Source organism: Pseudomonas sp. (genome assembly GCF_037994325.1).
Classification (GTDB): domain Bacteria; phylum Pseudomonadota; class Gammaproteobacteria; order Pseudomonadales; family Pseudomonadaceae; genus Aquipseudomonas.
On sequence record NZ_JBBNAH010000608.1, the window covers coordinates 1 to 11,361 of the forward strand.

Consider the following 11,361-nt stretch of genomic DNA (forward strand, 5'->3'; position numbering starts at 1 on the left):
GCGCATACCACCGCCGACCATTTTGCGCAGCCGCCGAGCCTTGTCGATCAACTGCTCAGAACCCAGCAGCACCGAGCCAATGGGCGCGCCCAGGCCTTTGGACAAACATACGGAAACGGAGTCGAAATACTGGGTAATTTCCCGCGCTTCAACGCCCTGTTTCACCGCCGCGTTATACAGCCGGGCGCCGTCCAGGTGCAGTTGCAGACCGCGCTCCTGCGTCAGTTTGCGCGCCGACGCCAAATAGCTGAGGGGCAGCACCTTGCTCTGCATGGTGTTTTCCAGGGCGAGCAAACGGGTGCGGGCGAAGTGAAAGTCGTCGGGTTTGATCACTGCGGCTACGCGTGCCAGGTCCAGGGAGCCATCGGCTTCTACCTGCAACGGCTGCGGCTGAATGGAGCCCAGCACCGCTGCGCCGCCACCTTCGTATTTGTAGGTGTGCGCTTCCTGGCCAACGATGTACTCGTCGCCCCGCTCGCAATGGGCCATTAGGCCAAGCAGGTTGCTCATGGTGCCGCTGGGTACAAACAAGCCCTGGGCAAAACCGAGCTTGTCGGCCAGGTACTGCTGTAAACGGATGACGGTGGGGTCTTCGCCGTACACGTCGTCGCCCACTGGCGCCTGCAACATGGCCTCGCGCATACCGGGGGTGGGCTGGGTGACGGTGTCGCTACGCAAATCGATAACGGGCATTACGGGTCTCCTCTACGGCAGACCCTCGACCCTAAAGCAGCCGCTCTAGAGCGACAAGAGGCACTTCGACTAATTGGCGATTAAAGTGTGTCGGCGCTGGTGGGCACCACCAGAATGCCGGCGCGCAGGCCATTTTTCACCTTGGGATTGGGAAAGATAATGCGCGCGCCGCGCTCTTCGACAACCCAGCGCATGCCGGCAATATCTTCGGCCAGTACATAACCCACCGGCAGCTCGCTGAAGTTCTCGATATCGGCAGGTAAGTTGAGATGGAAGGCGTCGCTGTGTTTGATGATTTCCCGCGCGACGGCAAACAATTGCAGACCCTCGAGGTCGTCTGCCTCCAGCGGCGGCTCGCTGTTCTCGATCAGGCACTGCAACCGCGCCTCGAGCGCCTCCAGGTTTACCCCATCGTTTTGACCAAAGGCGCGGGCCTTGCCCAACTCCAAGGTGAACGCCTCGGCGTCTAACTGCGCGTAGGTGTAGGAACTAAAGGTGATGGACGCCTTGCTTTGCAGCAGCACCGCCGCCACGCCCGACGCCTTCAAACGGGCCAGCTCAAGCACCGAATGCTTGCAGCCTTCACGCCACGGATAAAGCGCGAACTGCTCGATTTTCGAGCCACGAATGGCGGTATGCAGGTCGTAATGCAGACGTTGACGCGGCGCGTCAGTCGGCGCCTGAGTAAAAAAGCTCGCGCTCAGGCGTTCCAACTCACAGGCGCGCAGGGCTTCGAAACCGCTGCTTTGCTCGTGCCGGCCATTGAACAGGCGGTTGATATCCTGCTCGATATACCGCTCACCCTTGCGCATCGCCTCGGGGTTGCCGAGCAAAAACAGAATGCGCGCGCGCGGCTTGAGCTCGCCTCGGGCGATGCCTTGCAGCAGGCGATCAAGCAGTTCGATTGGCGCTGTTTCGTTACCGTGGATACCGGCCGACAACAACAGATCAAGGCCGCTGTCCTGCCCCGCTGGCGGGGTAATCTCCAGCGCGCCCTCGGCCAGCCAACGCAGGCGGGCGCCCTCGGGGGTCAGTTGAATCTTGGCGGCCGGCTCGCGGCCTACCAGGGTCAACTCCAACAACTTACCGAGGGCTAGCATAGGGCGCGTTCCGTCTAGTTCTTAGTGGTTACAGTCAGGGCCGTGCACGTGACCGTCTTCGTCATCATCCAACTCGCCGGCTGGTTCCATTTCCAGTTCCAGGCTCACCAGGTTAGTCGCCAGCGGACGCAGCAACAGGTTGGCGTACTCGGCGTCGCCCTCCTCCACGTCCACGCCAATGATCAGTTGGCCGCGGCCGTCTTGCTGAATCCACACTTCTTTGCCCTGCCAGATCACGGCAAAACGGGTGCAGGAGGTTTCCAGCTGGGTGCCGTCGGTATCTTCGAGGATCAGTTGCAAGCTATCGGACATGGTCAAAACACTCTTAATTAAGCTGGAAGGGGTACACAGAGCCTAGTTTAAGGATCTGCGTCAGCTCATCCAATGCCGAACGGCATTCGACCAGCAGGTGTGGGTCGGCCAGATCGCTTTCGGCCATGCGGTCGCGGTAGTGCTTGTCGACCCATACATTGAGGGTGTCGTACAGCGACGGGGTCATGATCACGCCGTTATTTACCGCGTTGAGTTCGTCTTCCTTCAAGGCCACACGCAGGCGCAAACAGGCCGGGCCGCCGCCGTTTTGCATGCTTTGCTTGAGATCGAACACCTTGACTTCACGGATCGGTCCGTCATCAGCCGTCAGGCGCGACAGGTAATTCCACACGCGTTCGTTGTTGCGGCATTCCTCCGGCACGATCAGCAGCATGCTGCCATCGGCACGCGACAACAGTTGGCTGTTGAACAGGTAGGAATGCACCGCGTCCTCGACGCTGACGGCATCGCGCGGTACGCACACAGCCTGGAACCGGCCGCCACGGCGGGCCAGCTTGTCGTGTAGTTCGGCCACTACCTTGTCGGTTTCGAGGAAAGCGTCCTGGTGATAGAACAGCACCTCGCCATTACCGACGGCGATTACGTCGTTATGGAACACGCCTTGGTCGATCACCGCTGGGTTTTGCTGGGCATACACCACGCCGGCATCGCTCAGGCCATGCAAGCGGGCCACGGCCTGGCTGGCTTCCAGGGTCTGCCGCGCCGGGTAGCGTTGCGGGCCCGGGTAGCGCGCGTCAAACGCGCTGCGGCCAAAGACGAAAAACTCCACGCCAGCATCGCCGTAGTCTTTGCAGAAACGGGTGTGGTTGGCCGCGCCCTCATCGCCGAATTGGGCGACGGCAGGCAGGGCCGCGTGATGGGCAAAGTGCGCTTGGTCGGCAAACATCGCGCCGAGTATGCGGCTGGTGACCGGATGCTCCAGGCTGCGGTGGTATTTGCAGTTGAGGTTGGCGGCGGTGAAATGCACGCGGCCATCGGCGGTGTCAGCACTTGGGCTGACGGTGGCGGCGTTGGCAGTCCACATGCTGGATGCCGAGCAACTGGCAACCAGCAGCGGCATCGCTTCTTTAGCGGCGCGCTGGATCACCTCGGCATCGCTGCCGGTAAAGCCAATTTGGCGCAGCGCAGCCACATCCGGACGCTCTTGCGGGGCCAGCACGCCCTGCTTAAAGCCCATCTCCATCAACGCCTTCATTTTCGCCAGGCCTTGCTTGGCGGCTTCCTTGGGATTGGAAACCTGCTGGCTGTTGCCTTGCGAAGCGACGTTGCCGTAGGACAGCCCGCCGTAGTTATGGGTCGGGCCCACCAGACCGTCGAAGTTCACTTCAAAGGCATTTTTGTTGTTGTTATTCGCGTTGGTCACAGGCTGACTCCCGGGGTCAGGGTTGCAGGCAGGCTCAGGGTGGCGCTTTCCAGCGAAGCTACCGGGTAGGCGCAATAGTCCGCCGCGTAGTAGGCGCTGGCGCGGTGGTTGCCCGAAGCGCCAACGCCGCCAAACGGCGCCGAGCTGGCGGCACCGGTGAGCTGTTTGTTCCAGTTAACGATGCCAGCGCGGCTTTGCAACCAGAACTGTTGGTAACGCTCGGCCGAATCGGACAACAAACCAGCAGCCAGGCCGTACTGGGTGTTGTTGGCCTCGGCAATGGCGCCGGCAAAGTCGGCGTAACGAATCACCTGCAGCAAGGGGCCGAAAAACTCTTCATCCGGACGTTCGCTAACCGCCGTCACGTCAATAATGCCAGGCGTAAGCAAGGCAGCGTTTTCCAGCGGCTGACTCATGGCCAGCAATACGCTAGCGCCGTTACTGAGCAAATGTTCCTGGGCCTTGAGCAGATGGCGCGCCGCATCCAGAGAAATGACTGAGCCCATAAAGGGCGCGGGCTGGGCGTCGAAGGCGCCGACCTGAATAGTCGCCGCCACCGCCACCAAGCGCGCCAGTAGCGCGTCGCCCCACTCGCCCTGCGGTACCAGCAGGCGACGCGCGCAGGTGCAGCGCTGGCCAGCGGAGATAAAGGCCGACTGAATAATGGTGTACACCGCCGCGTCGAGGTCTTTCACCTCTTCCACCACCAGCGGGTTATTGCCACCCATTTCCAGGGCCAGAATCTTGTCCGGACGCCCGGCGAATTGTTGGTGCAGCAGGTTGCCGGTACGGCTCGAACCGGTGAAAAACAAACCGTCGATACCGCTGTGCGCCGCCAAGGCCACGCCTGTGTCACGAGCACCTTGCAGTAGGTTCAGCACGCCAGCCGGCAAGCCGGCTTCGACCCAGCACTGCACCGTCAGCTCAGCCACCTTTGGCGTCAGTTCGCTAGGTTTAAACACCACGGCATTACCGGCCAGCAGCGCCGGCACGATATGGCCGTTAGGCAAATGGCCAGGAAAGTTATACGGGCCAAACACCGCGACCACGCCATGGGGTTTGTGACGCAGCACGGCGGTGGCGTCGGCCAAGGGCCCGCTCTTTTCGCCTGTGCGCTCACGGTAGCTTTGAATCGAGATAGCGACCTTGTTAACCATGCTGGTCACTTCGGTGGCCGATTCCCACAGCGGTTTGCCGGTTTCTTCACCGATGGTACGGGCCAGCTCGTCGCTGCGGTTTTTCAAGGTGGCGGCAAAGCGCTCCAGCACGGTGATGCGCTCGTCCAGCGACAGTGTCGCCCAGGCCGGAAATGCATGGCGCGCGGCCTGCACAGCGGCGTCGACTTGCGCTTCGGTGGCGGCCTTGCCAGTCCATACCACGTTCTGGGTCACCGGGTTCAGCGATTCCAGGGCTTCGCCAGCGCCTGCTTGCCAGATGCCTGCAATGTAATGGCTGTTCATCGAGTCAGCTCCTTGTTTTCCACCGCCAGCGGCACCGCACGCACCTGATCGCCTGCCTTCAACTGCAAGCGCTTGGCCGTAATTTGATCGACCACCAACGTGCCGGCCGCCAAGCGCGCCGGCGCCGCGGTAATACGGCATTCATCGCGCTTGCGGTTATGCATCAAGAAGGTGGTGGCGTCGTCGCCTGGCGTGCCGATGGCGAGCACCAAGGCTTGGCTGTCACGCACGGCACGAATCTTTTGCGTTTCGGCCTCGATGGCCGGGCCGGCGTCGAAAATATCGACATAGCCCTGGTAGCTGAACCCTTCGGCCTTGAGCATATTCAGCGCCGGCTCAGTGTCGGGGTGTACGCGGCCGATAATTTCCCGCGCTTCCTGGGAAAGAAAGCAGGTGTACAGCGGAAACTTGGGCATCAGCTCAGCGATAAACGCCTTGTTGCCCACGCCCGTCAGGTAGTCAGCGCGGGAGAATTCCATTTTGAAGAAGTGCCGACCCAGGCTTTCCCAGAACGGCGAACGGCCATCGCCATCGGACATGCCGCGCATCTCGGCAATGATCTTATTGCCAAACAGCTGCGGGAATTCGGCGATAAACAGGAAGCGTGCTTTTGACAGCAAGCGGCCATTCAGGCCGGTGCGGTGGTCCGCTTTAAGAAACAGCGAGCACAGCTCGGAGTTGCCCGTCAGGTCATTGGCCAAGAACAGCGTTGGAATTTCCCGGTAGATATCCAGCTCTTGCGACGCGCTGACGGTGAGCCCGACGCGGTAGTTGTACCAAGGCTCACGTAAGCCAACGGCGCCAGCGACGGCAGAAATACCCACCACTCGGCCGTCATCATCTTCGAGCACAAACAGGTAATCGGCGTCGGCACGGGTGGCTTCGCCACGGAAGGCCTTTTCCGCCCAACCCACGCGGTGGGCCAAGCGTTCTTCATTGGCGGGTAACGTGGTCAAGCCAGCGCCGGTACTGCGGGCGAGGTCAATCAAGGCAGGCAAATCAGCACTGCGCACGGGACGAACGATCATGGCTATTCCTCTTAAACCGCTACCAGGCGCACGCTTGCGCCCTCACCGACACCCAAGGCCTCAGCAACCTCTGCACCCAGGCTCACCGGCTTGCCCGGCACCCAATCCAACTCAACCACCACCGCACGGAAATCCTGTAGCTGGCCGTTGGCAACCAAATACAGGCGGCCTTTGCCCGGCTCACCAACACGCGCCGGCACCACCCGGCTCTGGGCAATCGAGCGAATGCCCGAGGTGCGCGCATGCAGGGTTGGGCCGCCGTCGAAGATGTCGATGTAGTGGTCAGTTTCAAAACCTTCGCGCATCAAGATGTCGAAGGTGATCTGCGCCCGCGGGTGCACCTGGCCCATGGCTTCCTGGGCGGCGTCCGGCAGCAGCGGTACGTAAATCGGGTAATGCGGCATCAGCTCGGCAAGGAAGGTGCGGCTTTTCAGCCCGCACAGGCGTTCGGCTTCGGCGTAGTTAAGGTCAAAGAAGTTGCGGCCCACAGCGTCCCAGAACGGCGAATCACCTTGCTCGTCACTATGGCCAACAATCTCCACCACCACCGCATCGGCAAAACGCTCCGGGTGGCTGGCGACAAACAGTAAACGACCACGGGAATTGAGCTCAGCCCAAGGCGAATCCACCAGCGGCTGCTCGACGTAGAAACTGGTCAGCAGGCTATTACCGGTCAGGTCGTGGCACAGCGAGAGCACGTGAATCTTGTTGTGGATCGACAGCGAGCGCGAGGCGTGCACAAAGGTTTCGTTGCGAAAGCTGTAGAACGGCTCGGAATAACCGGCCGACGCCACCACGCCGGAGCAACCGACCAGGCGGCCGCTCTCGGTGTCTTCCAGCACGAAGAAGTAGCTTTCTTCGCCGTTAAAACTGACTTCGGCGGCAAACGAGGCTTCGGACGCGGCGATCTTGTCCTTCAGCCGACCCGCATCGTCCGGCAGCGAAGTAACACCAACCGGGCTGTCCGCAGCCAGACGTTGCACGTCAGCCAAGTCAGCCATTTGCGCAGGGCGCATCACCAGCATGGTGTTACTCCTTAAATTCTCTTTGGGTATGAAAAGCGCAACGCCGCCGACTCGCACCCGGTAGGACTGACCAGCAGCCCTACAACCAATGGGGTGAACAGCAGCGTTGCGGTATAGCCGTCAGGCTTGGGTCAGCTTGGCCACGGCGCGCTCAAAGCGGTCGAGACCTTCGTCGATGTCGGCATCCGGAATCACCAGACTTGGGGCGAAACGCACCACGTCAGGACCGGCTTGCAGCACCATCACGCATTCTTTTTCGGCGGCGTTAAGCACGTCCTTGGCTTTGCCCTTCCAGGCATCGCTAAGGGCCGCACCAATCAACAGACCGAGGCCACGCACTTCAGTGAAGATGCCGTATTTGGCAGCAATCGCTTCCAGGCGGGTTTTGAAGCGCTGGTGTTTGGCTTTGACGCCATTGAGCACTTCCGGGGTATTGATCACATCCAGCACGGCGCCAGCCACGGCCGAGGCCAGCGGGTTACCGCCGTAGGTGGTGCCGTGAACACCCACCGAGAGGTGTGCAGCAATCTTGGTGGTGGTGAGCATGGCGCCAATCGGGAAACCGCCGCCCAGGCTTTTCGCACTGGAGAGGATGTCTGGCGTTACGCCGTAGTTCATATAAGCGAACAACTCGCCGCTGCGGCCCATGCCGCTTTGTACTTCGTCGAATACCAGCAGCGCGTTGTGCGCGTCGCACAGCTCACGCACGCCTTCGAGGTAAGCCTGGTCGGCCGGCAAAATGCCGCCCTCGCCTTGCACCGGCTCAAGCACCACGGCACAGGTTTTGTCCGAGATAGCAGCTTTCAGTGCAGCCAGGTCGTTGAACGGAACGTGGGTTACGCCTTCAATCTTCGGCCCGAAGCCGTCGGAATATTTCGGCTGGCCGCCAACGGTCACGGTGAACAAGGTGCGACCGTGGAAGCTGTTGGTTGCGGCGATGATTTCGAATTTTTCCGGCCCATATACATCGCTGGCGTAACGACGGGCCAGCTTAAAGGCCGCTTCGTTGGCTTCGGCGCCGGAGTTGGCGAGGAACACGCGCTCGGCGAAGGTGGCGTCCACCAACTTGTGAGCCAAGCGCAGGGCCGGCTCGTTGGTGAACACGTTGGATACATGCCAGATTTTATTGGCTTGCTCAGTGAGCGCTTTAACCAGGGCCGGATGAGCATGGCCCAGGGAGTTCACTGCGATACCGCCGGCAAAGTCGATCAGCTCTCGACCGCTCTGATCCCAGACTCGGGAACCCTCGCCACGCACCGGAATAAAGGCGGCTGGGGCGTAGTTGGGAACCATCACCTGATCGAAATCGGCGCGCTGGACCTGCACTTGCTCAACGGACATCGAAGCTCTCCTGAAGAGGACCGCCAACCCCAAAGGTCAGCGCTGGAATGAATTGTAGGGACTGATTTAGGGTGGGCATTGTCGGCATGCGACAACTTCTTATAGCGCCAACCCGGTATTTTTCGCGGCTTTCATAAAGGCGACAGAAGGTGTCGCGAAGGCGCAGTTTAAACAGGGTTGGTGGTGGGACGGAAATTTACATCCACGCTCAGATCGCCGTCGCCCCGTAGGGTGTGCTGTGCGCACCAGGGTGCCAAGCGATAATTGTAAAGGTGCGCACAGCGCACCCTACAAAGAGCAGGGATCAACCGCGCTCGGAGGGGATGGAGCTGAGCTCGAACGGGCTGCTGCTACGGCGTTGGTTGCGGTCTTCGCGCGGGGTGGCGCCGAAGAAGTTGCGGTAGGCGCTGGAGAAGTGTGGACCGGAGGAAAAGCCGCAGGACAGGCCGATCTGGATGATCGATTTGCTGGTTTGCATCAGCAACTGGCGGGCTTTGTTCAGGCGCAGTTCCAGGTAGTACTGGCTGGGTACGCGGTTGAGGTATTGCTTGAAGATGCGCTCCAGTTGTCGACGGGACACGCACACGTGCTGGGCGATTTCGTCGGTGGTCAGCGGCTCTTCGATATTGGCTTCCATCAACAGCACGGCCTGGGTCAGCTTAGGGTGGCTGGAGCCGAGGCGGTTTTGCAGCGGAATGCGTTGGCGTTCACCACCTTCGCGAATGCGCTCAACCACCAGCTCTTCGGACACCGCGCCAGCCAGCTCGGCGCCGTGGTCACGGGCCAGCACGGCGAGCAGTAAATCAAGCACCGCCAAGCCACCACAGGCGCTCAGGCGGTCACGGTCCCAATCAAAGAGATGACTGGTGGCGATCACTTTCGGGAAGCGTTCGGTGAAATCGTCTTGCCAGCGCCAGTGCACGGCGGCGCGGTAGCCATCAAGCAAGCCCAACTGCGCCAGCGGATAAACCCCCGCCGACAACCCACCAATCACACAACCAGCACGCACCAACTGCTTGAGCGCGCTAGACAACGCCGGCGCCAACTGACCGGGCGGCTCGTCAGCGAGCAGAAAGAGTTTTTGGCAGCCTTCAAGCTTGCCCGCCCACGGCTCGCCCGGTAGACGCCAGGCAGCTTCGGCAGCGGGTTCAGCCTGGAGAAAAACCAGCTCGTAAACCACCTCCGGGTGCACGCGCTGGGCGACGCGCAGCGCCTCTTCGGCCAAAGCCAAAGTCATGGCCTTGGTGTTGGGCCAAAGGAGGAAACCGATTCGGTGGGCAGTCATGGCTGGCAGTCTAGGCTCTGTTGGCATGCTTTTACATGCCAGGTGGTGATGCAATGCGGTCTTGGATAATCGCCGCGCTGAAGCTTACTTCAAGCTGCCAGAAAGAAACTGCTTAAGACGCTCGGACTGTGGATTGAGCAAAACTTCTTTCGGACAGCCCCGCTCCTCTACAACCCCCTTGTGCAGGAACACCAACTGGTTGGAGACCTCACGGGCAAAGCCCATTTCGTGGGTTACTACCACCATGGTGCGGCCTTCTTGGGCAAGGTCCTGCATGACCTTCAGCACTTCGCCCACCAGCTCTGGGTCCAGCGCCGAGGTCGGTTCGTCGAACAGCATCACTTCCGGCTCCATCGCCAGGGCGCGAGCAATGGCCACACGCTGCTGCTCGCCGCCAGACATATGCGCCGGATAAGCATCTTTGCGATGGGCCACGCCGACTTTGTTGAGGTAATGCTCGGCCTTTTCGATGGCTTCTTTTTTCGGCACGCCGAGTACATGCACCGGCGCTTCAATAATGTTTTCCAGGGCGCTCATATGCGCCCACAGATTGAAGTGCTGAAACACCATCGACAGGCGCGAACGCATGCGCTGCAGCTGCTTGGGGTCGGCGGCTTTCAGTGCGCCTTCCTTGTTCGCGACCAATTTCAGCTCTTCGCCGTTAAGCAAAATCTTGCCGCCGTGGGGCTGTTCCAGCAGGTTGATGCAGCGCAGAAAGGTACTTTTGCCTGAACCACTGGAGCCGATGATGCTGATCACATCGCCAGCCTTGGCCGCCAACGAAACACCCTTGAGCACTTCATGGTTGCCGTAGCGTTTATGCAGGTCTTGGACTTCGAGTTTGTACATGGTTCAGGTTCTCGGAAGGCAGTGGATCAGACACAGCTGACGTTGCTAAACAAAAAATCAGGCCTTGCGCGGCGCCAAGTAGGCCAGCCAGCGGCGCTCGGCCAACTTGAACAGGCGCACCAGCACAAAGGTCAGGCTCAGGTAAATGGCACCGGCAGTGATATAGGCCTCAAAGGGCAGATAGAACTGCGAGTTGATGGTTTTTGCCGCACCGGTGATATCGATCAGGGTGACGATGGACGCCAGACTGGTGGTGTGCAGCATCATGATCACTTCGTTGCTGTACTGCGGCAGCGCCCGGCGCAGGGCCGATGGCAGCAGAATGCGGCGATACAACTTGGCGCGCGACATACCCATGGCCTTGGCTGCTTCGATCTCACCATGGGGAATCGATTTCAGGCTACCGGCGAGAATTTCCGCACTGTAAGCGCTGGTGTTAATGGCAAAGGCCAGACACGCACAAAAGGTGGCGCTGGACAGGTACGGCCACAAGAAGCTGTTACGCACCGCCTCAAACTGAGCCAGGCCGTAGTAGATCAAAAACAGCTGCACCAGCATGGGCGTGCCGCGAATGACATAGGTGTACAGCCAGGCCAGCGCATTGACCGCCGGCTGTTTCGACACGCGCATCAGCCCCAGCGGCACGGCAATCGCCAAACCGATAGTCAGCGAAATCAGCAGCAGTTTCAGGGTGACGAGAATGCCGCCCAGGTACATCGAGTAATTGGCCCAGATTGGCGAGAAGTCGAAAATCATAATTCAGCCACCTTCAAACCTACCGAGTAGCGTTTTTCCAAAGCCCGCAACAACAGCAGCGACACGCTGGTGATGGCCAAGTACAAAGCCGCCACCGTCAGGTAGAACGTGAACGGCTGGTGGGTGGC

At 60.3% G+C, this 11,361-nt stretch carries 11 protein-coding genes and 1 pseudogene; all 12 read right to left on the reverse strand.

Going from position 1 to position 11,361, the window contains the following annotated elements; translation table 11 throughout:
* A partial coding sequence (gene ltaE / locus AAAB16_RS20265) for a low-specificity L-threonine aldolase (protein ID WP_340664945.1) occupies positions 1–693 on the reverse strand: 693 nt, incomplete at its 3' end.
* Positions 694–773: 80 nt separating this feature from the next.
* Positions 774–1,793 carry a succinylglutamate desuccinylase gene (astE, locus tag AAAB16_RS20270; protein ID WP_340664946.1) on the reverse strand — a complete coding sequence of 340 codons (1,020 nt, stop codon included), beginning with the start codon at positions 1,791–1,793 and terminating at the stop codon, positions 774–776.
* Positions 1,794–1,814: 21 nt separating this feature from the next.
* The gene (locus AAAB16_RS20275; RefSeq protein ID WP_110617946.1) at positions 1,815–2,105 is read right to left on the reverse strand and encodes a topoisomerase II; all 291 of its coding nucleotides are present in this window, start codon (positions 2,103–2,105) and stop codon (positions 1,815–1,817) included.
* A gap of 13 nt (positions 2,106–2,118) precedes the next feature.
* A complete protein-coding gene (astB, locus tag AAAB16_RS20280; RefSeq protein ID WP_340664947.1) occupies positions 2,119–3,489 on the reverse strand; it encodes an N-succinylarginine dihydrolase in 1,371 nt (456 codons plus the stop codon).
* Positions 3,486–4,949 (reverse strand): succinylglutamate-semialdehyde dehydrogenase, encoded by a 1,464-nt coding sequence (gene astD / locus AAAB16_RS20285; protein WP_340664948.1) that lies wholly within the window; start codon positions 4,947–4,949, stop codon positions 3,486–3,488. Before astD ends, astB begins: the two co-directional genes overlap by 4 nt.
* Positions 4,946–5,977 carry an arginine N-succinyltransferase gene (astA, locus tag AAAB16_RS20290; RefSeq protein ID WP_340664949.1) on the reverse strand — a complete coding sequence of 344 codons (1,032 nt, stop codon included), beginning with the start codon at positions 5,975–5,977 and terminating at the stop codon, positions 4,946–4,948. The genes astD and astA overlap by 4 nt, the downstream gene beginning before the upstream one ends.
* A gap of 11 nt (positions 5,978–5,988) precedes the next feature.
* The gene (gene aruF / locus AAAB16_RS20295; protein WP_340664950.1) at positions 5,989–7,002 is read right to left on the reverse strand and encodes an arginine/ornithine succinyltransferase subunit alpha; all 1,014 of its coding nucleotides are present in this window, start codon (positions 7,000–7,002) and stop codon (positions 5,989–5,991) included.
* A gap of 120 nt (positions 7,003–7,122) precedes the next feature.
* Positions 7,123–8,343, reverse strand: a complete 1,221-nt coding sequence (locus tag AAAB16_RS20300; RefSeq protein ID WP_340664951.1) for an aspartate aminotransferase family protein — start codon at positions 8,341–8,343, stop codon at positions 7,123–7,125.
* Positions 8,344–8,647: 304 nt separating this feature from the next.
* On the reverse strand, positions 8,648–9,628 hold the full coding sequence (argR, locus tag AAAB16_RS20305) for a transcriptional regulator ArgR (protein WP_340664952.1): 981 nt from the start codon (positions 9,626–9,628) through the stop codon (positions 8,648–8,650).
* Between the two features lie 84 nt (positions 9,629–9,712).
* Positions 9,713–10,477 (reverse strand): ABC transporter ATP-binding protein, encoded by a 765-nt coding sequence (locus AAAB16_RS20310; RefSeq protein WP_340664953.1) that lies wholly within the window; start codon positions 10,475–10,477, stop codon positions 9,713–9,715.
* Between the two features lie 57 nt (positions 10,478–10,534).
* Positions 10,535–11,233 carry an ABC transporter permease gene (locus AAAB16_RS20315; protein ID WP_340664954.1) on the reverse strand — a complete coding sequence of 233 codons (699 nt, stop codon included), beginning with the start codon at positions 11,231–11,233 and terminating at the stop codon, positions 10,535–10,537.
* Positions 11,230–11,361: pseudogene (locus AAAB16_RS20320) on the reverse strand (arginine ABC transporter permease ArtQ); the annotation flags it as partial. The gene AAAB16_RS20315 and the pseudogene AAAB16_RS20320, both read right to left, overlap by 4 nt.